The 23,504-nt window shown below is 71.5% G+C and carries 25 protein-coding genes; 11 read left to right on the top strand and 14 right to left on the bottom strand.

Annotated features, from left to right (window positions below; all coding sequences use genetic code 11):
* Positions 1-22: 22 nt before the first annotated feature.
* Positions 23-1,063 (top strand): ketopantoate reductase family protein, encoded by a 1,041-nt coding sequence (locus QM517_RS00800; RefSeq protein WP_077052071.1) that lies wholly within the window; start codon positions 23-25, stop codon positions 1,061-1,063.
* Between the two features lie 119 nt (positions 1,064-1,182).
* Positions 1,183-1,875: a helix-turn-helix domain-containing protein gene (locus tag QM517_RS00795; RefSeq protein WP_283284465.1), complete on the top strand. Its 693-nt coding sequence runs from the start codon at positions 1,183-1,185 to the stop codon at positions 1,873-1,875.
* Between the two features lie 22 nt (positions 1,876-1,897).
* Here QM517_RS00795 and QM517_RS00790 read toward each other — a convergent pair whose 3' ends face one another.
* From QM517_RS00790 to QM517_RS00780, 3 genes are read right to left on the bottom strand one after another with little or no spacing between them, the layout of a single operon-like run.
* Complete coding sequence (locus QM517_RS00790; protein ID WP_283285781.1) at positions 1,898-2,962, bottom strand: zinc-dependent alcohol dehydrogenase; 1,065 nt, start codon at positions 2,960-2,962, stop codon at positions 1,898-1,900.
* Positions 2,963-2,967: 5 nt separating this feature from the next.
* A complete protein-coding gene (locus QM517_RS00785; protein ID WP_283284463.1) occupies positions 2,968-3,279 on the bottom strand; it encodes a Dabb family protein in 312 nt (103 codons plus the stop codon).
* A 9-nt stretch (positions 3,280-3,288) separates the two neighbouring features.
* Positions 3,289-4,755: an amidohydrolase family protein gene (locus QM517_RS00780; protein ID WP_278102198.1), complete on the bottom strand. Its 1,467-nt coding sequence runs from the start codon at positions 4,753-4,755 to the stop codon at positions 3,289-3,291.
* Positions 4,756-4,899: 144 nt separating this feature from the next.
* Between QM517_RS00780 and QM517_RS00775 the strand changes: the two genes are divergently transcribed.
* The gene (locus QM517_RS00775; protein ID WP_283284460.1) at positions 4,900-5,904 is read left to right on the top strand and encodes a ketopantoate reductase family protein; all 1,005 of its coding nucleotides are present in this window, start codon (positions 4,900-4,902) and stop codon (positions 5,902-5,904) included.
* A 4-nt stretch (positions 5,905-5,908) separates the two neighbouring features.
* Here QM517_RS00775 and rlmB read toward each other — a convergent pair whose 3' ends face one another.
* Together rlmB and cysS are read right to left on the bottom strand one after the other, a co-directional pair.
* Positions 5,909-6,907, bottom strand: a complete 999-nt coding sequence (gene rlmB, locus QM517_RS00770; protein WP_077052076.1) for a 23S rRNA (guanosine(2251)-2'-O)-methyltransferase RlmB — start codon at positions 6,905-6,907, stop codon at positions 5,909-5,911.
* Entirely contained in the window at positions 6,900-8,291 is a 1,392-nt protein-coding gene (cysS, locus tag QM517_RS00765; RefSeq protein WP_283284459.1) for a cysteine--tRNA ligase, read from the bottom strand. The genes rlmB and cysS overlap by 8 nt, the downstream gene beginning before the upstream one ends.
* Before the next feature lie 68 nt (positions 8,292-8,359).
* Between cysS and QM517_RS00760 the strand changes: the two genes are divergently transcribed.
* Positions 8,360-8,821: a GNAT family N-acetyltransferase gene (locus QM517_RS00760; RefSeq protein ID WP_283284457.1), complete on the top strand. Its 462-nt coding sequence runs from the start codon at positions 8,360-8,362 to the stop codon at positions 8,819-8,821.
* Here the strand turns inward: QM517_RS00760 and QM517_RS18230 are convergent.
* Together QM517_RS18230 and QM517_RS00745 are read right to left on the bottom strand one after the other, a co-directional pair.
* Positions 8,818-10,035, bottom strand: a complete 1,218-nt coding sequence (locus QM517_RS18230; RefSeq protein WP_077052079.1) for a bifunctional 2-C-methyl-D-erythritol 4-phosphate cytidylyltransferase/2-C-methyl-D-erythritol 2,4-cyclodiphosphate synthase — start codon at positions 10,033-10,035, stop codon at positions 8,818-8,820. The genes QM517_RS00760 and QM517_RS18230 overlap by 4 nt on opposite strands.
* Before the next feature lie 41 nt (positions 10,036-10,076).
* Positions 10,077-10,559 (bottom strand): CarD family transcriptional regulator, encoded by a 483-nt coding sequence (locus tag QM517_RS00745; protein WP_056229249.1) that lies wholly within the window; start codon positions 10,557-10,559, stop codon positions 10,077-10,079.
* Positions 10,560-10,742: 183 nt separating this feature from the next.
* Here QM517_RS00745 and QM517_RS00740 point away from each other — a divergent pair, with 183 nt between their 5' ends.
* On the top strand, positions 10,743-11,294 hold the full coding sequence (locus QM517_RS00740) for a hypothetical protein (RefSeq protein WP_283284450.1): 552 nt from the start codon (positions 10,743-10,745) through the stop codon (positions 11,292-11,294).
* A 58-nt stretch (positions 11,295-11,352) separates the two neighbouring features.
* Here QM517_RS00740 and QM517_RS00735 read toward each other — a convergent pair whose 3' ends face one another.
* Both QM517_RS00735 and QM517_RS00730 read right to left on the bottom strand, forming a co-directional pair.
* The gene (locus tag QM517_RS00735; RefSeq protein ID WP_077052081.1) at positions 11,353-12,036 is read right to left on the bottom strand and encodes a response regulator transcription factor; all 684 of its coding nucleotides are present in this window, start codon (positions 12,034-12,036) and stop codon (positions 11,353-11,355) included.
* Positions 12,033-13,250 carry a sensor histidine kinase gene (locus QM517_RS00730; RefSeq protein WP_283284448.1) on the bottom strand — a complete coding sequence of 406 codons (1,218 nt, stop codon included), beginning with the start codon at positions 13,248-13,250 and terminating at the stop codon, positions 12,033-12,035. The genes QM517_RS00735 and QM517_RS00730 overlap by 4 nt, the downstream gene beginning before the upstream one ends.
* Before the next feature lie 171 nt (positions 13,251-13,421).
* On the opposite strand from QM517_RS00730, the gene phoU reads away from it, so the two are divergent.
* Positions 13,422-14,096: a phosphate signaling complex protein PhoU gene (phoU, locus tag QM517_RS00725; protein WP_278102203.1), complete on the top strand. Its 675-nt coding sequence runs from the start codon at positions 13,422-13,424 to the stop codon at positions 14,094-14,096.
* Positions 14,097-14,160: 64 nt separating this feature from the next.
* On the opposite strand, the gene QM517_RS00720 is transcribed toward phoU, so the two are convergent.
* Positions 14,161-14,907 carry a phosphoglyceromutase gene (locus tag QM517_RS00720; protein WP_077052084.1) on the bottom strand — a complete coding sequence of 249 codons (747 nt, stop codon included), beginning with the start codon at positions 14,905-14,907 and terminating at the stop codon, positions 14,161-14,163.
* A gap of 59 nt (positions 14,908-14,966) precedes the next feature.
* Here QM517_RS00720 and QM517_RS00715 point away from each other — a divergent pair, with 59 nt between their 5' ends.
* Positions 14,967-15,755 carry a class I SAM-dependent methyltransferase gene (locus QM517_RS00715; protein WP_283284445.1) on the top strand — a complete coding sequence of 263 codons (789 nt, stop codon included), beginning with the start codon at positions 14,967-14,969 and terminating at the stop codon, positions 15,753-15,755.
* Between the two features lies 1 nt (position 15,756).
* Here QM517_RS00715 and QM517_RS00710 read toward each other — a convergent pair whose 3' ends face one another.
* The 4 genes from QM517_RS00710 to QM517_RS00695 all read right to left on the bottom strand — a co-directional run bounded on the left by QM517_RS00710 (position 15,757) and on the right by QM517_RS00695 (position 18,990).
* A complete protein-coding gene (locus QM517_RS00710) occupies positions 15,757-16,866 on the bottom strand; it encodes an FUSC family protein (protein WP_283284444.1) in 1,110 nt (369 codons plus the stop codon).
* Complete coding sequence (gene ygfZ, locus QM517_RS00705; protein ID WP_283284442.1) at positions 16,863-17,966, bottom strand: CAF17-like 4Fe-4S cluster assembly/insertion protein YgfZ; 1,104 nt, start codon at positions 17,964-17,966, stop codon at positions 16,863-16,865. Before ygfZ ends, QM517_RS00710 begins: the two co-directional genes overlap by 4 nt.
* Positions 17,966-18,565 carry an FABP family protein gene (locus QM517_RS00700; protein ID WP_283284440.1) on the bottom strand — a complete coding sequence of 200 codons (600 nt, stop codon included), beginning with the start codon at positions 18,563-18,565 and terminating at the stop codon, positions 17,966-17,968. Before QM517_RS00700 ends, ygfZ begins: the two co-directional genes overlap by 1 nt.
* Before the next feature lie 134 nt (positions 18,566-18,699).
* A complete protein-coding gene (locus QM517_RS00695; protein ID WP_077052088.1) occupies positions 18,700-18,990 on the bottom strand; it encodes a hypothetical protein in 291 nt (96 codons plus the stop codon).
* A 145-nt stretch (positions 18,991-19,135) separates the two neighbouring features.
* Between QM517_RS00695 and QM517_RS00690 the strand changes: the two genes are divergently transcribed.
* Genes QM517_RS00690 through QM517_RS00675 form a run of 4 tightly spaced genes read left to right on the top strand, consistent with a single transcriptional unit; the run spans position 19,136 to position 23,502 of the window.
* A complete protein-coding gene (locus QM517_RS00690) occupies positions 19,136-19,828 on the top strand; it encodes a response regulator transcription factor (RefSeq protein WP_076494173.1) in 693 nt (230 codons plus the stop codon).
* 55 nt (positions 19,829-19,883) lie between these two features.
* On the top strand, positions 19,884-22,052 hold the full coding sequence (locus QM517_RS00685; RefSeq protein ID WP_283284436.1) for an RNA degradosome polyphosphate kinase: 2,169 nt from the start codon (positions 19,884-19,886) through the stop codon (positions 22,050-22,052).
* Positions 22,049-22,987: an NUDIX hydrolase gene (locus tag QM517_RS00680; protein WP_283284434.1), complete on the top strand. Its 939-nt coding sequence runs from the start codon at positions 22,049-22,051 to the stop codon at positions 22,985-22,987. Before QM517_RS00685 ends, QM517_RS00680 begins: the two co-directional genes overlap by 4 nt.
* Entirely contained in the window at positions 22,984-23,502 is a 519-nt protein-coding gene (locus tag QM517_RS00675) for a hypothetical protein (protein ID WP_283284432.1), read from the top strand. Before QM517_RS00680 ends, QM517_RS00675 begins: the two co-directional genes overlap by 4 nt.
* The last annotated feature ends 2 nt before the right edge of the window (positions 23,503-23,504 follow it).

Genomic DNA, 23,504 nt, shown 5'->3' with positions numbered 1-23,504 from the left:
CAGCCGGTGTCGAGGAGGACCCATGTCACGAACGAGCCCCCGGATCGCCGTGCTCGGCACCGGTGCCCAGGGAGCCAGCATCGGCGCGGACCTGCTGCGCGCCGGTCTCGACGTCACCTACATCGAGCAGTGGCCCGCCCACGTCGAGGCCATGCGCGCCCGCGGCATCGAGGTGCGCCTCCCCGACGAGACGCACGTGACCCCCGTCCACCCCCTCCACCTGTGCGAGGTCGCGACGCTGCGCGAGCCGTTCGACATCGTCTTCATCGTCGTGAAGGCCTACGACACGCGCTGGGTCGCGGAGCTCATCGCCCCGCACGTCGCCGAGGACGGCCTGGTCGTGGGCGTGCAGAACGGGATGACCCAGGATGCCATCGCCGCCGCCGTGGGCGCACACCGCACGATGGGCGCGGTGATCGAGGTGGCATCCAACATGTTCGAGCCGGGCATCGTGAACCGCCAGACGCCGGTCTCCGGCTCGTGGTTCGCGGTCGGTGCGTACGACGATGCGGCGCGGGGGCGCGAGCACGAGGTGCAGGCGGTGCTCTCGCACACGGGACGCGTGGACGTCTCCCCCGACATCCGCTCGTCGAAGTGGATGAAGCTCGTCGCCAACGCGGGCGAGCTCGTCCCGTCCGCGATCCTCGATCTCCCCCTGGCCTCCGCCGTCGCCCTCCCCGGCGTCCACGACTTCATGATCGAGTGCGGCAAGGAGGCCGCGCGCGCGGCCCTCGCCGACGGGAGCCGCCTCGTCCCGATCTTCGGTCTCTCCGACGACGCCGTGACCGACCCCGACCGCTACGCCGCAGACCTGCTGGGCGCGGTGCTCGACAGCTTCTCGCTGCCCGATACGAACACCACGGTGCTGCAGGACTGGATGAAGGGCCGCCACGCCGAGTACGACGAGGTCAATGGTCTCGTCGTGTCGGTGCTCGCCGCGGCGGGGCAGGAAGCGCCCTACAACGCGCACACCGTCCGGCTCGCGAAAGAGATCGAAGCCGGACGGATGCCGCGTTCCGCCGCCAACCTCGACGTCCTGTTGGACGTCCCCGGACGCGGGTGAGGCTCGCCCGTGTTCAGGCGCGGCGCACAGGATGTGCGCGAATCGGCCGGTAGCGTGTTCTCGCGAAGGGCGGGGTCCCGGTGATCGGGTTCACCTCCGTCGGACGAGGAGGCGCGGACATGACCGACGACATCGGCAGCAGGCTGCGCGACGCGCGGCTGCAGCGCGGCATGAGCCTGCGCAGCGTCGCCAGCTCGCTGGGCGTCTCGGCGAGCCTGATCTCGCAGGTCGAGACGGGCAAGACGCAGCCCTCGGTCTCGACCCTCTACGCGATGGTGACCCACCTCGGCATCTCGATCGATGAGCTGCTCGGCGTCTCGGCCACGCCGCCGCCCGGTACCGCCGTTCCCGCGCCCGAGCCCCTTCCCGCGGATCTCACGGTGCAGCGCGCCGCCGACAACGCCGTCCTCGACATGGAGAACGGCGTGCGGTGGGAGCGCCTGGCGGCGGGTGTCGGCCCGGCCGACTCGCTGCTGGTCACGTATCAGCCGGGGGCGTCGAGCTCCGTCGAGGGCAAGATGATGCGCCACGCGGGGGTCGAGTACGCCTACCTCCTCGAGGGAGAACTGACACTCCGCCTCGAGTTCGACACCTTCACGCTCCGCGCGGGCGACAGTCTGCACTTCGACTCCGTGCGTCCGCACCTCTACGTCAACCAGAGCAACGCGATCGCACGCGGCATCTGGTTCGTGGTCGGGCGCCGCGAGCAGAACCAGGCCATGCCGTCGGCGGGGCAGCAGTTCGGCGCCCCGCGCGAGACGATCGGGTCCGCGGTCGACGTCCTCCGGGCGATGGACGACCTCGACCGCTGACCGATCTGTTCGAGGGTCGGCGTCACGCCCTCGCGGGCGCGACACCGTGCCGCGCCACTCGACGCCGCGAGGCCGTCGGGTCGATCACCGTCTTGATCTGACGGGAGCCGCCCCGGGTGAGCGGCTCCAGCGCCCCGTCGGCGACCTCGTCCAGGGGCAGCACCTCGTCGGCGACGTCGGTCCAGTCGGGACGGTCGGCCAGCAGTTCCACCGCACGGGGCAGGTCGACGCCGATCGCGTGGGCGACGGTCCCGACGATCGTGTACTCGCGCAGCGTCCAGGATCCCAGGGGGATGGGGACGTCCTCGCGCTGGATGCCGACGGGCACGAGCACCGCGCCCGGCAGCGCCGCGGCGACGACCTCGTCCCACCCCGCGCGCGATCCGCTCACCTCGAACAGCACGTCGGCCTCACGGCCGGCGGCGGTGAGCTCGGCCGCGACGGACTGCTCCCCCGCGAGCAGCGTGCGCTCGGCGCCGAGATCGCGGGCCAGGGCGAGACGCGCCTCCGACCGGTCGACGGCGAGCACGCGTGCGCCGACGGCCGCGGCGGCGTACGTGAGGAACGCGCCGATCCCGCCGATCCCGAGGACGACGGCATCCTGCCCCGCCGACAGACCGCTGCGGGATACCGCATGCACGGCGATGGCCATGGGCTGCGCGAGGGCGAGAGTGTCGGATGCCAGGCCCCACGCCGTGACGTCGAGCAGGGTGGCGGCGGGCACGCGGACGAACTCCGCGAGCCCGCCGTCGATCTGCAGCCCCGCCGTCCGGTAGCGGCGGCACAGGTTCGTGCGCCCGGTGCGGCACGGCTTGCACTCCCCGCACGAGATGCCCGCCCCGGAGACGACCTGAGCGCCCAGCGGCAGGTCGACGCCTGCGCCCACCGCCTCGACCGTGCCGGTGAACTCGTGGCCGAGCACGACCGGCAGATGCGTGAGGACCGGGCCGCGGGAGTACTCCGTGGCATCCGATCCGCAGACGCCGCACCCCGTCACCCGCACGAGCGCCTCGCCGGGGCCGGGCACCGGAACGGGGCGATCCTCGATCCGCAGGTCGCCGGCGCTGTAGAGGACGGCGGCGCGCATGCGCGTCACAGGGCGGTCCCGTCCGGCACCTCGAGCTGCACGGCCTGGCGCGACTCGATCATCCGCGCGAGGTGCGCCTCGTACACCGCGGCGTGCGCGGGCGAGTCGAGGTACGCCGCGAGCGCGTCCGCGTCGGCGACCAGCGCGACCACGGCGTAGTCCGCCGGGCTCGGGCGCATTCGCAGGTTCACGCCGCAGCGGTATCCGCTGAGCATGGGCAGCGCCGCGGCCATCTCTTCGAGTGCCCCGGTCAGGGCCTCCGCCTCCTCGGGACCGACCTCGGGTCTCCAGGTGAACAGTGCGGCGTGCAGGATCATGCGGTCCTCTCAGTCGTTGGCGCGGGCGACGACGTGCGCGTCCCCGTCGGTGTAGCGGTACGGGTTCTCGATCTCCTCGTCGACGGGGATCTCGGGGTGCATGCCCTCCGCCCACGCCTGCTCCCCCAGCTTCGACCGCACGTACTCGACCGACGCCGCCACCTTGTCGCGGACGGGCGCGAGCGGCAGGCCGATGCGCTTCCCCTGGTATTTCACGACCTTGCCGTCGACGACGACGGTGTGCACGTCGGCCGTCCCGGCCTGGTAGACCACATGGGCATAGGGGTGCAGGATCGGGGTCATCGCCGGGGACTCATCGTTCTTGATGAGCACGATGTCGGCGCGCTTTCCCGGGGTCAGCGATCCGATGCGGTCCTCCAGACCGATCGAGCGGGCGCCACCGACGGTGGCCATGCGCAGCACGTCCTCCGCGCGCAGGCGGTTCGCCACGATCGTCTCGCCGCGCGCGTGCGCCTCGAGGTGGTCGCGTGAACGGTCGGCGCTGAGGGTCGCGCGCATGGCCGAGAAGAAGTCGGCGCTCCACCAGACGCTGGTGTCCATCGACAGGGATGCCGGGATGCCGTGCTTTCGGATCGCCCACGTCGAGGGATACCCCTGGCCGGCGCTCTGCTCCGACTCGGTGGCGACCGACACGGTACCGCCGGTGGCCGCGATCTTCTGGTAGCTCTGCTCATTGAGCGACGCGGAGTGGACGTAGCAGATCTCGGGCGTCATGAACCCGGCGTCGTACATCTGGGTGATGGCGGTGTCGGTCGTGGCGCCCCAGACTCCCGCGTGCGTCGTGACGCGCAGACCCAGCTCGCGCGCCGCCTCGAACGCGCCCCGCTCGGGGAAGTCGGAGGCACCCGGCACGTCGAACGCCAGCTGCAGCGTCAGCATGTCGTCGTGCGAGGAGAAGTTCTTCGACACGAAGTCGCGGAACTCCGGGGCGTTGGCCCACTCCCACGGGGCTCCGAGGTAGTTGCCGTACCCGAGCACGAAGCGGCCCGGGATCTCGCGCAGCGCCTGCAGCGCCGCCTCCCCGTACTCGGGGGTCCGGAGACCGTGCGACCAGTCCAACGTCGTCGTGACGCCCGTGTCGACGGACTCGAGCGCGCTGAGGAGGTTGCCGGCGTACACGTCCTCGGGGCGGAACACCTCGCCCCAGTTCAGGTAGTAGAAGACGAAGTACTGGCTGAGCGCCCAGTCGCCGCCGTACCCTCGCAGCGCCGACTGCCACATGTGGCGGTGGGTGTCGATGAAGCCGGGGGTCACGATGCCCCCGGATGCGTCGATCTCGAGCGTGCCCTCCGGCACCTCGAGACGGTGCCCGACCGCGGCGATGTCGCGGCCGATCACGAGGACGTCGGCGTCGTCCAGAACGCCCTGCTCATCCATGGTGATGACGGTGGCGTTGCGGAAGACGAACGGGCGGTCAGCCGAGAACTGCTCGGCGGCGGGTGTGCTTTCGGTCATGGCCTTCTCCCCATCGAGAATGTTCGTTCCTGGTTTACACTCTCCTCAGGGTCGAGGCAAGAGTGCGATTTTCGTTCAGCCCGTATACATGAACACGCGATCTCGCCTCCATCGCGTTCGCTGACACTCCAACGAAGGAGCGACATGTCCACTCCGTCCATCGCTGTGCTGGGCGCCGGCGCCAACGGGGCCTCGATCGGTGCCGACCTCATCGACGCGGGCCTCGACCCTGTACTGATCGAGCAGTGGCCCGCCCACGTCGAAGCCATGCGGCGCGACGGTCTGCGCATCGAGATGCCGTCGAGGACCCGCCACGTGCATCCGCGCACGCTCCACCTTTGCGAGGTCGCGACCCTGCGCGAACCGTTCGATCTGGTCCTGCTGGTGACGAAGGCCTACGACGCCCGCTGGGCGGCCGCGCTCATCGAGCCCCACCTCGCCGCCGACGGCGCGATCGCCGCGGTCCAGAACGGCATGACGACCGGTGCCGTGGCCGACGTCGTCGGCGCGCACCGGACGGTAGGCACCGTGATCGAGATCTCCTCCACCATGACCGACCCCGGCGTCGTCCACCGCCATGTCGACCCCGAGCGGTCCTGGTTCGCGGTGGATGCCACGGCGCCGCGCGGGCACGACGTGGCCGACGTCCTGTCGCACTCGGGAGAGGTCGCCCGCGTGGACGACATCGCCTCCGCCAAGTGGATGAAGCTCGTCAGCAACGCCTCGGTGCTCGTGCCCACGGCGGCACTGGGCCTTCCCATGGTCGACGCGATCGGGGTGCCCGGAATGCGCGACCTCATGCTCGAGGCCGGACGCGAAGCGCTCCGCGTCGCCGGCGACCACCGGGTCCTGCCGATCTTCGGGCTGACCCCTGAGTCGATCGCGAGGTCGCCCGACGTCGTCGAGACCATGCTCGACGCGCTCTACACGCGCTTCACCGTGCCGGGCGCGACGACCACCGTGCTCCAGGACTGGCGGAAGGGCCGCCACAGCGAGGTCGACGACATCAACGGTGCCGTCGCCGCCGCCGGCCGGAGACTCGGCATCCCCACCCCCGTCAACGACGCGATCGTCGAGGTGGGCCACGCCATCGAGCGCGGAGAGATCGAGCCCGCCCTCACCGCGCTGCAGCTCCTGCAGCGCGGTTGAGGGGTCAGTCGGCGTGACGCAGCGTCGACACCTGGTACAGGGCGACGGATGCCGCGATGCCCGCGTTGAGCGACTCGGTCGACGCCGAGATCGGGATCGACACCACCTGGTCGCACGTCTCGGTCACCAGGCGCGACAGGCCCTTGCCCTCGGATCCGACGACGATCACGACGGGGCGGTCAGCGAGCTGGAGCTCGGGCAGGGCGACGTCGCCGTCGCCGGCGAGACCGAGGATGAAGACGCCCTGCTTCTTGAATTCCTTCAGCGTCGCGGTGAGGTTCGCCGCGAGGGCGACCGGCACCCGGGCGGCCGCACCGGCGCTCGTCTTCCACGCCGCGGAGTTCACGCTCGCCGATCGGCGCTGCGGCAGGACGAGGCCCTGACCGCCGAACGCGGCGGTCGAGCGGATGATGGCACCGAGGTTGCGCGGGTCGGTCACGCCGTCGAGGGCGACCAGCAGCGGGAGCTCGCCGCGGTCGATGATCTTCTCGAGCAGGTCCTGCGGGTGGGCGTACTCGTACGGCGGCACCTTCAGCGCCACGCCCTGGTGCACGCCGTCGAAACCGGCCATGCGGTCGAGCTCGGGGCGGGTCACCTCGAGCACCGGGATGCCGCGGTTCGTCGCGATCGACAGCATCTCCTTCACGCGGTCGTCCATCTCGACGCGCTGCGCGATGTAGAACGCGGTCGCGGGGATCTTCGCGCGCAGCGCCTCGAGCACCGAGTTGCGGCCCGTGACCGTTTCGGTGTCGTCGCTCTGCTTGGCGCGGGGGCGACCCTGCGACGAGCCCACCGGGCGCACGCCGGGCTTGCCCTTGCCGCCGGCGGCGGCGTAGCGCTCCTGGGCGGCCTTGCGCTTCCCGGCGACGTGCCAGGCGCGGTCCTCGGCCTTGGGCGTGGGGCCCTTGCCCTCGAGCGCCTTGCGCGAGTGTCCGCCGGTGCCCTTGAGCGGGCCCTTCTTCTTGCCGGGGTTACGGGCTCCCGGACGTCCAGGCTTAGGCATCGATACTCCAATTGGTTCCGGCCGGAGTGTCCTCCAGCGTGATTCCGGCGGCGGCGATGGCATCACGGATGCGATCGGCAGCGGCCCAGTCCTTGTCGGCGCGCGCGCGGGCGCGCTGCGCGATCATCTCGCGCACGAGTGCGTCGAGCGCGGTGTCGGTTCCGCCCGCGGGGACGGGCTCTGTGGCATCCAGCCCCAGCACCGACAGCATGGCGGACACCGCGCGGCCGGCCCGGGCCGCCGCGTCAAGGTCTCCCCCGTCGACGGCGATGTTGCCGGCGCGCACGGTCTCGTGCACGACCGCGAGTGCCTGCGGGACGCCGAGGTCGTCGTCCATCGCCGCGGCGAACGCGTCCGGCAGATCCGCGGGCCCCTTCGCGACGGCCGAGTCCCCCGCGGTGCGCTGCACCCGCTGCAGGAACGTCGCGATGCGGTCGAGCGCGGCACGCGCCTCGTCGAATCCACGGTCCGACACGTCGAGACTCGAGCGGTAGTGCGCCCCGGCGAGCGCGTACCGCACGACGAGGGGGTCGCGCTCGGCGAGCACATCGGCGGCGAGTGTGAAGTTGCCGAGCGACTTCGACATCTTCTGTCCGTCGACGGTGACCAGGCCGTTGTGCACCCAGTAGCGCGCGAACGCGTCGCCCGCGGCGGTGGACTGCGCGATCTCGTTCTCATGGTGCGGGAAGCGGAGGTCGAGTCCGCCGCCGTGGATGTCGAACTCGGGGCCGAGGTAGCGCCGCGACATCGCGGAGCACTCGATGTGCCAGCCGGGGCGACCGGCACCCCACGGCGACGTCCAGGTCGCGGACGCCGGCTCCCCCTCCTTCGCGCCCTTCCACAGGGCGAAGTCGCGGGGGTCGCGCTTGCCGCGCGGGTCGGCATCGGTCGCCGACTCCATCGCATCCACGCTCTGGCGGGTGAGCTCGCCGTAGGCGGGCCACGACCGGACGTCGAAGTAGACGTCGCCGGCGGCGGCATACGCGTGGCCGCGCTCGATGAGCTCGGCGATCAGCTCTTGCATCTGCGTGACCGACGCGGTCGCGCGCGGCTCGTACGTCGGGGCCAGGATGCCGACGGCGGCGTAGGCCCGCGAGAACTCCAGCTCCATGCGGTACGCCAGCGCCCACCACGGCTCGGTGTCGGTGGCGTTCGCGAGGATCTTGTCGTCGATGTCGGTGACATTGCGCACGAACGTCACACGGCCGAAGCGGTGCGCAAGCCACCGGCGCAGCAGGTCGAATGCGAGGGCGGCGCGGACGTGCCCGATGTGCGGACCCGACTGCACGGTGGGACCGCACACGTACATCGTGACGTTCGCGGGGTCGACGGGGACGAAGTCGCGCAGAGCCTGCGCTTTCGTGTCATACAGCCGAACGGTCACCGCACAAGCCTACCGGCCGCCCCTGGAGGCGACCCGTGCCCGAAACACGGCCACGCTAGGGTCTCTGCATGCCGCTGGAGATCCGCCTCGATGACGTGTCCGTCGCCGACACCCGCGCGCTCGTGACCGCGCACGTGTCGGGCATGCTCGAGAACACCCCGCCGGAGAGCTGCCACGCCCTCGACGCCGACGCGCTCGTCGACAAGGGCGCCCTGCTGTGGTCCGCCCGGGTGGACGGGGAACTCGCGGGTATCGGTGCGCTGTCGCCGTTCGGCGCGGACGCCGGGGAGCTTAAGTCGATGCGCGTCACGGACCGTTTCCTCGGCAAGGGGATCGGCCGTGCGATCCTGCGGCACATCGTCGCCGAGGCGCGGGAGCGCGGCATCCGCAGCCTCTGGCTCGAGACGGGGAGCGGCGACGATTTCGCGGCGGCCCGGGGCCTTTACGCGAGCGAAGGATTCGTGGAGTGCGCGCCGTTCGGGTCGTACCGGCCCGACCCGCTCTCGACGTTCATGACGCGCGAGGTCTAGACCGGGAGCACGAGCGCCGTCGCGAACGCGGCGACGCCCTCGGTGCGGCCCGTGAACCCGAGACCGTCGGTCGTCGTCGCGCTGACTGAGACGGGGGCGCCCCCGAGCGCGGCGGACAACGCGCGCTCCGCCTCGGCGCGGCGCCCCGCGAAGCGCGGACGGTTGGCCTGCACCTGGACCGACACGTTGCCGATGCGCCAGCCCGCCTCGCCCAGGAGATTCCGCGTGTGCGCGAGGAAAGCCTCGGCGTGCGCTCCGGCGAACTCCGGACGATCGACGCCGAAGTGCGTGCCGATGTCGCCGAGGCCCGCGGCGGCCAGCAGAGCATCGACGATCGCGTGCGCCACGGCGTCGCCGTCGGAGTGGCCCGAGAGGGCCTGCTCCCCCGGCCATTCCAGACCCGCGAGCCACAGCGTGCCGTCACCGCCGAAGCCGTGCACGTCGGTGCCGATCCCGACGCGCGGCGCACCCGCCGCGGGAGCGGTCGGGGCGGGAGCGGACGGAGCGACGGCCGGCGCGGCGTCGGCGAGCAAGGCCCGCGCGCGGTCGAGGTCGGGGCCGGTCGTGATCTTGAACGACGCCGCGTCTCCGGCCACCGTGATCACGGGGTGACCCGCGGCGGCGACCAGCGCCGCGTCGTCGGTGTGGTCGGCGTCGGCGGAGCGGAGCGCCTCCTCCAGGATGCCGCGGCGGAAGCCCTGCGGCGTCTGCGCGGCGGCGAGCTCCGACCGATCCACGGCCGCGACGATCGCGCCCTCGGCATCCACACGCTTGATGGTGTCGACGACGGGCACCGCGGGGATCACGGCATCCGCCCCGGCGTCGAGTGCCGCGACGACCCGCTCGAACACCGCCGGTGGGGTGAGGGCGCGCGCCGCGTCGTGCACGAGCACGGTGTCGACGTCGGCCCGGAGCGCGGCGAGCCCGGCCGCGACCGACGACTGACGCGTCGCTCCGCCGGAGACGACCGACACGAGATCCCGGCGATCACCCGCGACCGCGTGCACGTCGGTCATCGCGGCGCCCTCGAATCCCGAGGGGACCACGACGACCACCTGCGCGCGCGGAGCGGAGAAGACGCCGCTCAGGGAGTGACGAAGGATCGAGTGCTCGTCGAGGCCGACGAACGCCTTCGGGGCGCCCCCGTTCAAACGGGTGCCGGAGCCGGCGGCGACGACGATGACGGCCAGACGCGGAACGGGTGCGGGGATCACCCGACCACGCTAGCGCGGACGCGCGGCGAAGCCGTGCGGCGTCAGGACGCGAGGACCTCGTCGAGGACGACGCTCGCGCGGTCCTCATCGGTCTTCTCGGCCAGAGCGAGCTCGGACACCAGGATCTGGCGGGCCTTGGCCAGCATGCGCTTCTCACCGGCGGACAGGCCGCGGTCCTGGTCGCGGCGCCACAGGTCGCGGACGACCTCGCTCACCTTGATGACGTCACCCGAGGCGAGCTTCTCGAGGTTCGCCTTGTAGCGGCGCGACCAGTTGGTCGGCTCCTCGGTGAAGGGTGCGCGCAGCACCTCGAAGACGCGGTCGAGACCCTCTTTGCCGATCACGTCGCGCACGCCGACCAGGTCGACGTTGTCGGCGGGGACCTCGATGACGAGGTCGCCCTGTGTGACGTTGAGCTTCAGGTATTTCTTCGTCTCGCCCTTGATGACGCGTTCCTTGACCTCGATGATCGTGGCCGCGCCATGGTGCGGGTAAACGACGGTCTCGCCAACCTCAAAAAGCATGGAGTTATGTCCTTTCGGCAACATCCAGGATACCACAGGCCCCGATGCGCTAAGGTTCCGCCCCACCTCGCGACGACCCCTCTCCCGCGCGTGAGCCCCCGCGAGTGAGCGCCCACGGGAGCGGGCCGCGGTCCCCGACCCCGTAGGATGATCAGGATGCCGTCTGTCGTTCCGGGAGGATCCGTGAAAACGCGCCTGTTCGCGTCCCTGGCCGTGGGGGCCGCCGTCGTTCTGGGAACGACGGGATGCAATCTCATCGCCCCCCAGGCGACCACCATCGACTACTCCGCCTCCGACGGGGTCAACGTCCCCGAGTCCGGTCCGCTGCAGGTGCGCAACGCCCTCATCGTCACCGACGAAGAGGGGTCCGGCGGCAACCTCGTCGCGGCCATCGTCAACAGCACGACCGAGGCCCAGACCCTGCGGGTCGAGGTCGGCGAGGGCGGCAGCACCGTCCGCGCGTCGGTCCAGGTCCCGGCGAGCAGCACCGTGAGCCTCGGCGATCTCGCCAACGACGTCGCACCCCTCGCCCTCGACGGTTTCGAGGGTGCGGCCGGGTCGACCGTCCCCGTCTACTTCCAGTCGGGCGACGGCCAGGGCGCGCTCATCGACGTGCCCGTCCTCGACGGCGCCCTGGAGTACCTCCGGACCCTCGCGCCGACCCCCACGCCGACGAGCATCCTCGTCCCGGCCACGACGCCCTCGGCCACCCCGTCGCCGACGCCGTCGTCATGATCGCAACGACGAAGGCGCCGACGGTCATCCGTCGGCGCCTTCCTCGTTCCCGCGGCTGTCAGGCCTCGAAGCGGTAGCCGAGTCCACGGACCGTCACGAGCATCGACGGCTCGCTGGGGCTCTGCTCGATGCGGGAGCGGATGCGCTTGATGTGCACGTCGAGCGTCTTGGTGTCGCCGAAGTAGTCGGTGCCCCAGACCCGGTCGATGAGCTGGCCGCGGGTCAGCACGCGGCCGGCGTTGCGCATGAGCACCTCGAGGAGTTCGAACTCCTTCAACGGCATGCTGATCTCGGCCCCGTCGACCGAGACGGTGTGCCGGTCGATGTCGAGCGTCACGCGCCCGCCGCTGAGGATGCGTTCGTCGAGGTCCGACTCCTCCGGGTTGCGGCGGCGCAGGACGGCCCGCATGCGCGCGAGGAGCTCGCGCGTGGAGTAGGGCTTGGTGACGTAGTCGTCGGCGCCGAGCTCGAGCCCCACCACGATGTCGACCTCGGAGTCCTTGGCCGTCAACATGATGATCGGCACGTGCGAGGTCAGTCGCAGCTGGCGGCACACCTCGGTCCCCGGCATCCCGGGGAGCATGAGGTCCAGCAGCAGGATGTCGGCGCCCCGCTCGCGGAAGGCGGCGAGGGCGAGCGCGCCGTCCTCGGCGATCTCGACCTCGTACCCCTCCCGTCGCAGCAGGTAGGCGAGCGGGTCGGCGAGATCGGGCTCGTCCTCGACGATCAGAACACGGGTCATGCGGTGTCTCCCTTCACGGGTGCGGGGCGGGCGGCGGAGCCGGACTTGCGGCCCTTGCGGCGCGCCTTCGGACGAACCAGATCGAGGTCGGGCGCCTCGGTCCGGGGCAGGCGGATGGTGAACGTCGAGCCGCGCTCGGGTCGCGACCAGAGTCGGACCTCGCCGCCGTGCCGCTGCACGGCGTGCTTGACGATCGACAGGCCGAGACCCGTGCCGCCGGTGCGACGGGAGCGGGCCTGGTCGGCGCGGTAGAAGCGCTCGAAGACGCGGTGCTGGTCGCTCTCGGGGATGCCGATCCCCCGGTCGGTCACGGCGATCTCGACGACGTCCTCGTCGAGCTTGACCCCCACCCCGACCTTCGAGCCCTGGGGAGAGTAGGCGATCGCGTTGGCGATGAGATTGCCGACGGCCTCGGTGAGGATCTGCGGTTCGCCCCGCACCCACAGCCCCTTGACGCCGCCGCGCACGACGGTCACCTGGGCCGAGTCGGCCTGGATCGTGTGCGACTCGATGGCCGCGGTCACGACCTCGTCGATCGACACGTCGCGCACGTCGCGGAGCTCGTCGGAGGCCTGCAGACGGGAGAGGCTCAGGATGCGGTTGGTCAGGGCGGAGAGGCGCTGGATCTCGGCCTGCATGCGGCCGGAGAAGTACCGTACCTGCGCGGGGTCATCGGCGGCGAATTCGATCGCCTCGGCCAGGAGGCTCACCGCACCGACCGGCGTCTTCAGCTCGTGGCTGGTGTTGGCCACGAAGTCGCGCCGCATCTCTTCCACGCGCTCGCGCTCGGTGATGTCGCGCAGCACCAGCAGGACCAGGCGCGGCGAGACGGGGGCCGCCCGCACGGCCACGAGGCGCGGCTCGGCGGGAGCGGCACCGCGACGCAGGCGCAGCTTCTCGCTGACCGGGGCGCCGTTCTCGCGTGCGGTGCGGGCGACGCGTCGCAGATCGTCGTCGGCGATGGCGCTGCCGGCATCCAGTCCGAACACCTCGGCGGCGGGAGAGAGAGCCAGCACGGTGGCGGACGTGTCGCACACCACGGCGGGGTCGTCCAGGGCGCCGAGCATGGACTCCACGCCCTCGGGGAGTTCCGACGACCCCTGGGCGAGTGCCCGGTCCCGGGCGCGCTGCGCGACGACGATGAGGCTCACGACGGAGCTCCCGACGATGATTCCCACGAGGAGCGCGAGCAGCGAGAGCTGCGTCTGATCCATGACTCCAGCGTAGAGCCGCCCATCGGACGTCACCGGACGTTCAGACAGGGGCGACCGTGCCGAGCAGTTACTATTCACTGTCACAGCACCACTCGTTAACCTTCGATCGGAAGAATCCCGGAGGGTCGCGGGACGTATGTGTGCCGTGCCGCCGACGAGGAAGGTATCGCGATGCGCGAAGTGTTCCACCAGTCCCTCGAGGACGTCCAGGGCCGACTGGTCGAGATCGCCGAACTGGTCGCCGTCGCCATCGACCGCGCGACCCGCGCGTTCGGGTCGAGCGATGTCTCCCTCGCCGAAGAGGTCATCGAGGCCGACGCCATCATCGATGAGAAGGCCGTCGCCCTCGACGAGCTCGCGATCGAGATCCTCGCCCGCCAGCAGCCGGTCGCGCGCGACCTGCGCATCGTCGTCACGGCGCTGCGCGTGAGCGCGTCGCTCGAGCGCATGGGCGACATGGCCGAGCACATCGCGCAGCTCGCGCGCTCGCGCTTCCCCGAGCGCGCCATCCCCAAGGGGCTCAAGAGCACCTTCACCCGGATGGGCGAGCTCGACGTCCAGGTCGCTCGGAGCCTCGCCGAGCTGCTCCGCACGCAGGACCTCCGGATCGCCGAGGAGATCCGCGACGTCGACGACGACATCGACGAGCTGCACGTCAGCGTCTTCGAGAAGGTCCTCGGTGACTCGTGGAAGGGCGAGGCCACGGCCACCGTCGACGCGACCCTCGCCAGCCGCTACCACGAGCGCTTCGCCGACCACGCGGTCTCGGTGGCCAAGAAGGTCGTCTACCTCGCCACCGGCGACTGGGCCGGCGCCGACGAGGTCACCCCGACCCCGGTCGTCTGACCCTGCGAACGTCGAAGGGGGGTGGATGCCACTGGCATCCACCCCCTTCTCGTTGCGGAGCGCGTTACTTCTTGTTGCCCTGCGCGGCGACGGCGGCGGCACCGGCCGCGGCAGCCTCGGGGTCGAGGTACTCGCCCGGACCGAGCGGCTTCAGGTCGTCGTCGAGCTGGTAGACGAGCGGGATGCCGGTGGGGATGTTCAGCTCGGCGATGTCGGCGTCGCTGATGCCCTCGAGGTGCTTGACGAGGCCGCGCAGCGAGTTGCCGTGCGCGGTGACGAGGACCGTCTTGCCCGCCTGCAGGTCGGGGACGATGTCGCTGTGCCAGTACGGCAGCATGCGGTCGATGACGATCTTCAGCGACTCGGTGTCGGGCACCTCGCCGTCGATGCCGACGTAGCGGGGGTCGCCGACCTGGCTGTACTGGTCGTCCGCGGGGAGGGGCGGCGGCGGAACGTCGAAGGAGCGGCGCCAGAGCATGAACTGCTCGTTGCCGAACTCCTCGAGCGTCTGCGCCTTGTCCTTGCCCTGCAGGGCACCGTAGTGGCGCTCGTTGAGGCGCCAGGAGCGCTTGACGGGGATCCACAGGCGGTCGGCCGCGTCGAGGGCGATGTTGGCCGTCTGGATCGCGCGGCTGAGCACCGAGGTGTGCAGGACGTCGGGCAGCACGCCCGACTCCTTCAGGAGCTCGCCGCCGCGCTGGGCCTCGGCCTTCCCCTGATCGGTCAGCCGGACGTCGACCCAGCCGGTGAACTGGTTGGTCTTGTTCCACTCGCTCTGCCCGTGGCGGAGGAGGATCAGCGTGTGAGGCATGTCTCCATGCTAGCGACGCCGACGGCTCTCCTCCGGGTCGCGCCTGGCATCATGTCGGAGTGACTCCCTCCCCCGTCGGCCGCCCCACGCGCGGGACGACCGGGGTCAACCGCCTCCGACGGGTCGACCGGTGGATCGCGCGGCATCCGGTGCTCCGGCGCGCGGACGACCCCTTCGTCATCGACCTCGGATTCGGGGCGAGCGCGGCGACCCCCCTCGAGCTGCACGCGCGGGTGACGCGCGTGCGGCCGGATGCCACGGTCCTCGGTCTCGAGATCGATCCGGAACGCGTCGCCCGGGCCCGGGCGCAGGCCGAAGGGATCGACGGGGTGAACTTCGCCCTCGGCGGCTTCGAGGTGCCGACGCCGGGCGGGCGGCGGCCGGCGATCATCCGGGCGATGAACGTGCTGCGGCAGTACGACGAGGCGGACGTCGCCGACGCGTGGGCGCGGATGTGCGCGCGGCTCGCACCGGACGGCATCCTCGTCGAGGGGACGTGCGACGAGATCGGCCGAGTCGTGACCTGGGTGGAGGTCGGCGCGGATGCCGTGCCCCGGTCGCTCACCGTCTCGCTGCGGCTCGCAGAGCTCGACGACCCGGCCATCCTCGCCGAGCGACTGCCGAAGGCGCTGATCCACCGGAACGTCCCGGGTGAGCGCGTGCACGACTACGTCGCCGCGCTGCAGCGCGAGTGGAGCCGCGCCGCAGCCGTCGCGCCGTTCGGGCCCGTGCACCGGTGGCGGACCGCGATCGAGGCGCTGGCCGCAGACGGGTGGCCGGTGCGCGGACGGTCGCGCTGGCGGCTCGGCGAGGTCGGCGTCGACTGGAGTGCCGTCGAGCCGGCCTGAGTCAGACGCGCGGGAGCAGGGCTTGCGCCTCGGCGAACGGCATCCCGGTCGCCACGAGCAGATCGACCGTCAGCGGGCGCATGGCCGCGACGAGGTTGAGCTCGCCGATGTTCCCGTCGGGGAGTATCTGCGCCGGGTCGAGCCGCACGGCGAGAGCGGCGAGGGTCGCGCGGGCCGCGGGTTCGGCCGCGACGTCGTCGAGGGCGTCGCGCACGAGACCCGCCCCCCGTTCGATCTCCGCCAGCAGATCGGCCGGGACGGCCCGCGGCTGCCCGTCGGCGCAGAGGTAGGCGGCACGCCGGGCGACCACCCGGAGATTGCGGGTGGCGAGGTCCATCGCGGCGCGGACGCGCGCGTGGCGCTCCAACTCGGTGCGCTGACGGCGCAGGAACGGGGAGATGCGCGCGACCTCCTGACCCGATTCGAGGGAGCCGCTCCAGGCGTCGACGTAGGTCTGCAGCGCCCGCGCGCGTTCGAGTCCCCGCTCGGCCCGGGCGCGGTCGCCCCGGCGCAGCGCGCGCACGATCGTCGCGGTCGCGACGTCGAAGGCGTCGAAGAGCTCGTCGGCATCCCGGAGCTCGGTGCGCCGGAGCGTTCGCGGGATGAGCGCTGTGACCAGCAGTGCGGCGGCTCCCCCGATCGCGCCGTCGAGGAGCCGGACAAAGGGCGCGCCGGTCACCAGGACGAGGGCGATGAGCGACTGCACGACCGCGGCCAGCGCGAACCCCGGCTGCGGCGAGAGGAAGCGAGCCACGACGAGCGTGACGAACATCGCGAGTGCGATCTGCCACCATCCCGCTCCCGCGACCAGCAGGACGACTTCGGCCAGAAGGATGCCGACGAGCATGCCCGCGACCGTCTCGGCTACCCGCCACGGGCGGGCGTCCCGGACCAGCCCCAGGCTCGACACCGTCACGGTCGCGGCGAGCAGCGGCACGGGGTGGCCGAGGACGAAGTGCGCGAACGCGAAGGCCGCGGTCGCGGCCACGACGATCTGCACGATCGCCGGCAGCGACTCGCGCACGCGCGCCCACCGGCGCCGCAGCGTCGTGCGCACGCGCGAGCGCGGAACGACGACGCCGAGCGTCGTCGAGGACTCTTCGCCGGTCATTCCGCGGCGCGGCGGCGCCCCAGGCGCGGCAGCCGGGGAACCCCCGCGGTCGCACCCGCATCGGAGGGGACGACCGTCTCGACCGCCGCGGCGATCGGACCGTCCGCCGTGTCGACGACGTAGGCGACGTCGGCCGGGGCCGTGCGCTTGACGAGGGCGAGGGCGATGGGCCCCTCCTCGAAGTGCACCGCGACCGAGGTCACGGCGCCGATGGCGTCGTCACCGACGCGCACGACATCGCCGCGCGCGGGCAGCACGCTATCGCTCCCGTCGAGCTGGAGCGCGACCACGCGACGGGGCGGGTGGCCGAGGTTGTGCACCTTCGCCACCGTCTCCTGCCCGCGGTAGCACCCCTTCGACAGGTGCACGGCGGTGCGGAGCCAATCCATCTCGTGCGGCAGCAGCCGCTCGTCGGCGTCGACGGAGACGCGCGGACGCCACGCGGCGACGCGCAGCGCCTCCACGGCCTCGCGCCCCGCCAGGGCCACCTCGCCGGCCACGGCCGCGGTGACGATGCGGTCGAACTCCGCGGCATCCACCACCGCCTCGGCCCAGTCGCGGTCGGCGCCGGGGTGGTCGTCGACGCGCGCGTACGCCCAGCCGCCGGGAGAGACCTCGGGCCACGGGTCGACCCACACGACCGGGACGCCGGCGGGAGCGACCGCGCCGAGCGCGGCGACCGCGGCGCGGGTGCCCCCGACGACCGACAGCTCGTCGGAACGGTCCGTCACCTCGACGCGCAGGCGGAACCGCATGCGGGAGAGCCAGGTCGCGAGCGGTTCAGCGTCGACGGCATCCACGAGGAGCCAGGCGGTCTCGCCGTCGTCGATCACCGCGGCGGCGTGCTCGACGCGCCCGTTCGGATCGAGGATGAGCATCTCGGTCGACACCCCCGCGGGCAGGTGGGTGAGCGCCTGGGACGAGAGCGAATCGAGCCAGCTCAGTCGGTCGGGGCCGGATACCGAGAGCACGCGGCGGTCGCCCAGCGGAGCCAGGGCGGCACCGGAGGCGAGACGGCGCTGCTCCGCGAGGGGCGAGCCGACGTGGCGGAGACCGCCGTCGTCGACGACGGCACCGGGGACCTCGGACAGCGCGGCCATCACTCGGCCCGCGCCAGACGGGCCGACGCGTGCGAGGCGAGCTCGCGCCCGAAGGCCGAGACGTCCCACGCCCAGAGCAGGTGGTCGTCGACGAGTCCGTACAGACGCGTGGCGGAGGTGTACGTCTTGGCTCCGGCGGTGCGGACGACCGCATCGCTGGCCAGATCGATGCGCGGACCCCGAACCTGACCGAGATAGAGCTCGAGGATGCCGTCGGAGTGCGCGAGGCTCACCTCGAGCGGGAAGCCGCCCTCGGAGGTGCGCAGTGTCTCGACGTCGTCGGCCGTCCGGCGCGGGGCGGTGTCGGTCGGCGGCAGGAGCGCGGGACCCGCGTCGGCGTCGGTCGCGGGGCGCGCAACGCGCCAGTAGCCGGTCTCGGCCACCAGCGGACGACGGTGCTCACCGTCGAGAAGCCAGGCGTGCCCGGTGTAGTTCAGGAAGTCGCCGCCGTCATGGCTGAAGCTCACGCGGTGCGCGAATTCGCCCGAGAACGTGCGGCCGTCGGCCTCGTAGTCGATGACGCCGGTGCCCTCCCAGACGCCGATCAGCCACGAGAGCGGGACGAGGTCGGCGGGGAGGTCGGTCGGAATCTCGATCACGACGGCGCTCGTCAGCGCTGGCCGCGGTAGAGGTTCCAGATGACCGTGCCGGAGACGAAGGCGATCGCGAGCGAGGCGAGGCCGAGAAGTCCCACGAAGAAGAGTTCGAGCGCGAGGAGGTCCATGGCCCAACTCTACCGGGGAACGATGGATGCCAGTCCGAACCCGGCCGTGACGAGACCGAGCACGATTAGTGCGCCGAGGACGCTCGCGGCGACCCGCTGGATGAACGCCTGCGACCGGCCGTACCAGAGCTGCACGGCGAAGGCCGCGATGACGCAGCCTCCGAGCGCGACGGTGATCCACTGCGCACGCCACTCCGCGGGGACGAAGACGCCGATCGCCACGCCCGCCACGAGAGCCAGCACCCAGACCGCGATGACGCCGCCCAGGGTGCGGCGCGGCGCGAGGTCGGGAGTCGACATGCCCCCATCATGTCGCACACCGCCCCGTTCGCGCGCGCAGGCGGCTCGCGACGCGTCGCGGGGCGCCCGGCGAGGGGGTGACGGCAGGACTGCGCGCCTCACCCTAAGATGGGCGGGTGCGGCAGGCCCGCACGGGGAGGTCCGTTTGGCTCAGCTGCTCGTTCTCAGCTCCGCCCCCGGCGGTGGCGCGGTTCTGCCTGCGCTCGAACTCCTGAGCCACCGCGTCCGGCAGATTCCCGCCGAACCCGCTCAGCTGGTCAATGCGCCCAGTGCCGACGTCGTCTTCGTCGACGCCCGCATCGATCTGGTCGGCGCCAAGTCGCTGTGCAAGATCCTGACCACGACCGGCATGGAAGCGCCGCTCGTGCTCGTGGTCACCGAGGGCGGCCTCACCGCCGTCTCGACGGACTGGGGAGTCGACGACGTCGTCCTCGTCGGCGCCGGGCCGGCCGAGATCGACGCCCGCATCCGCCTCGCGATGGGGCGTCGCAGCGCCGAGCAGGTCTCGTCGCGCATCTCGACCTCGGGGATCACGATCGACGAGTCGTCCTACTCGGCGAAGGTCCACGGCAAGCCCCTCGACCTGACGTACAAGGAGTTCCAGCTCCTGCACTTCTTCGCCACGCACCCCTCCCGCGTCTTCACGCGGGAACAGCTGCTCAGCGAGGTGTGGGGCTACGACTACTTCGGCGGCACGCGAACGGTCGACGTGCACGTGCGACGGCTCCGCGCGAAGCTCGGCGACCTCGAGCAGCTCATCGGCACGGTGCGCAACGTCGGCTACCGCTTCAACGTATACGAGGACGACCAGCCGCCCGTCCCGGCGCCGTCCGCCTGAGCCCGCCGGCGCAACCGTTCACGCGCACGTCATCCACCCCTGCAATGATGTGGGAATGATCGAACACGACGTACTCGACGCGGGCTTGGGCGATGCGGACGACGACGACTTCGACGAGGCGATCGAGGCTGCCGACGAGCAGCTGCCCGACAGCCGGTACCTCGACCGCGAGATCAGCTGGCTGGCGTTCAACCAGCGCGTGCTCGAGCTCGCCGAGGACCCGTCGGTCCCCGTCCTCGAACGCGCCAACTTCCTCGCGATCTTCGCCAGCAACCTCGACGAGTTCTTCATGGTGCGCGTCGCCGGCCTGAAGCGGCGCATCGTCACGGGTCTCGCCGTGCCGACCAACGTCGGCCGCGCCCCGCTGGACGTGCTCGCCGACATCTCGGCCGAGGCCCACCGCCTGCAGCTCCGGCACGCCGCCGCATGGACGGATCACGTGCGCCCCGCACTGGCCGACGCCGGCATCGAGGTCGTGTCGTGGAACTCGCTCGACGAGGACTCCGCGACGCGGCTCACCGAGTACTTCCAGCGCAACGTCTTCCCGGTCCTGATGCCCCTGGCCGTCGACCCGGCGCACCCCTTCCCGTACATCTCCGGGCTCTCGCTGAACCTCGCGATCCGCATCCGCAACGCGCGGACGGGTCGACAGGAGTTCGCACGCCTCAAGGTGCCGCCGATGCTCCCCCGCTTCGTCGAGGTGCCGGGCGACGGCCCCGGCGTGCGCTACCTCCCCCTCGAAGAGCTCATCTCCAACCACCTCGGTGACCTGTTCCCGGGCATGGAGGTGCTCGACCACCACGCGTTCCGCCTCACCCGCAACGAGGACATGACGATCGAGGAGGACGAGACCGAGAACCTGATCCAGGCGCTCGAGGCCGAGCTCCTGCGCCGCCGGTTCGGGCCGCCCATCCGCCTCGAGATCACCGAGGACATGGACGACCTGACGCGCGACCTGCTCCTCAGCGAGCTCGACATCACCGAGCAGGAGGTGTACCGGCTGCCGGGCGCCCTCGACCTGCGCGGGCTGTTCGACCTCTCGCGCATCGACCGCCCCGACCTGCACTACCCTCCGCACGTGCCGAAGACGGCCCTGGCCTTCCAGCCGGCGGAGCAGAACGGCCGGGCCGACCTGTTCGGGGCGATCCGCAAGGGCGACGTGCTCGTGCACCACCCGTACGAGTCGTTCGCGACGAGTGTGCAGGCCTTCCTCGAGCAGGCCGCGCGCGACCCCCACGTCCTCGCCATCAAGCAGACGCTGTACCGCACCTCGGGTGACAGCCCGATCGTGCAGGCGTTGATCGACGCCGCCGAGGCGGGCAAGCAGGTGCTCGCCCTGGTCGAGGTCAAGGCCCGCTTCGACGAGGCCAACAACATCGTGTGGGCACGCAAGCTCGAGAAGGCCGGCGTCCATGTGGTCTACGGCCTCGTGGGCCTCAAGACCCACTGCAAGCTCGCCCTCGTCATCCGTGAGGAAGAAGGGCGTCTGCGCCACTACAGCCACGTCGGCACGGGCAACTACAACCCCAAGACGAGCCGCATCTACGAAGACTTCGGCCTGTTCACGGTGGACGACCAGGTCGGTCGCGACCTCACCCGCCTGTTCAACGAGCTCAGCGGCTACGCGATCGAGAAGAAATTCAAGCGCCTTCTCGTGGCACCGCTGCACCTGCGCAAGGGTCTGCTCCGTCACATCGAACGCGAGCGCGCCAACGCCCTCGAGGGGAAGCCCTCCGGCGTCCGCATCAAGGTCAACTCGATGGTCGACGAACAGATCATCGACGCCCTGTACCGGGCGAGCCAGGCCGGTGTGCCGGTCGAGGTGTGGGTGCGCGGCATCTGCTCGATCAAGCCCGGCGTCGAGGGCATGAGCGAGAACATCCGCGTGCGGTCGATCCTCGGCCGCTACCTCGAGCACTCGCGCATCTTCACGTTCGTGAACGACGGCGACCCGCAGGTGTTCATCGGCAGTGCCGACATGATGCACCGCAACCTCGACCGCCGCGTGGAGGCGCTGGTCCGCGTCGTCGACCCCAAGCAGGTGCAAGAGCTGTCCGACCTGTTCGACCTCGCGATGGACGACGGCACGAGCTCGTGGCACCTCGGCCCCGAGGGCGAGTGGACGCGCCACAGCGTGGATGCCGACGGCGCGGCGCTGATCGACCTGCAGGAGCACACGATGGCGCGCGTCCAGCGCAAGCGCCGGTCGCGGGCGGTCCGGTGACCGAAACCGCCGTCTACGCCGCGGGCGGTGTGGTCTGGCGCATGGTCGAGGGCAAGTACCGCGTCCTCCTCATCCATCGCACCAAGTACCGCGACGTGACGCTCCCCAAGGGCAAGGTCGACCCCGGCGAGACGCTGGCCGAAACCGCCGTGCGCGAGATCCGGGAAGAGACCGGCATCCGGGTCTCGCTCGGCGTGCCCGTGGGCGTCTCGCGGTACCGGATGCCGAGTTCACGGACGAAGATCGTCCACTACTGGGCGGCGGAGGCAACCGACGCGGCGGTGCGCACCTCGACGTTCGTGCCGAACAAGGAGATCGCCGCGATCGAGTGGGTGGGGCTGAAGAAGGCGCGCAAGCACCTCAGCTACCCGGTCGACATCGAGATCCTCGACGAATTCGTGCGCCTGGTGGACGAGCAGGCCCTCCCGACGTTCCCGATCATCGCGTTGCGCCACGCCAAGGCCCGCACCCGCGAGGAGTGGGACCAGGAGGATGCCGCGCGCCCGCTGAGCCCGCGCGGTCGGCGTCAGGCGAACGCGATCGTCGGTCCGCTCCTCGCGTTCGGCGTGCGGCGGATCGTCTCGAGCCCGGCCGAGCGGTGCGTCCGCACCGTCGTGCCGTTGTCCGCCGCTCTCGCGCAGCGCGTGCAGATGTCGGAGGCGATCAGCCAGGACGCGTGGGAGGAGGGCCGCAGCGACGCCCGCAGCCTCGTCGGGGAACGCGTCCGCGCCCGCAAGCCCGTGGTCCTCGCCAGCCACGGCCCGGTGCTGCCCGACATCATGCACGAGCTCGCCCTCGCGACCGGCACGATGCGCGGTTCCTACCTCGGCAGCTCGTCGGCCCTCGAGCCGGCCGCCTTCTCGGTGGCGCACATCCCGGTCGCCCACCCCGGGTCGGGCATCGTCGCGATCGAGACGCACGAGCCGCAGGTGTGACGATCCCCGCCGAGATGTCCGTCGCGTGGCGCCGTGTTCCCGCGGGCGTCGAGCGCCGCACGGTCTCGCGCGCGCTGCTCGGGGAGCTCGTCCCCGGCGCGACGTTCGCGTCGCGGTGTCCGCGTTGCGGCGGCGACCACGGTCGCGTGCACGTCGGGGGGACGGATGCCACCGTGTCGGTCTCGTACGCGGAGGGGTGGGCGGTCGTGGTCACGGCGCCCGGATGGCGGCGCGTCGGGCTGGATGCCGTCCCCGCCTCCGCGTGGGGATTCGACCGCGTCCTGCCGGGCGGAGACGCCCGGTCGTGGGCGCGAGTGGAGGCCGTCCTCAAGGCCGACGGCCGCGGGCTGGCCGTCGATCCGCTCCGCGTGCGGTTCGCCGACTCGGTCGCGCCCGGTGTGGAATGGACCGCGTCGATCGACGACGGCGCCACCATGGTCGGCTGGGACGTCGCCGGTCCGTCCGGCGTCATCCTGGCCGTGGCTGCCGATCCCGGCGCCGCGCATCCTCGGTGATC

This window comes from Microbacterium sp. IEGM 1404 (genome assembly GCF_030056775.1).
GTDB lineage: Bacteria > Actinomycetota > Actinomycetes > Actinomycetales > Microbacteriaceae > Microbacterium.
The sequence above is the reverse complement of the archived record's forward strand: the minus strand, read 5'-3'. Positions and strand labels throughout refer to the sequence as shown.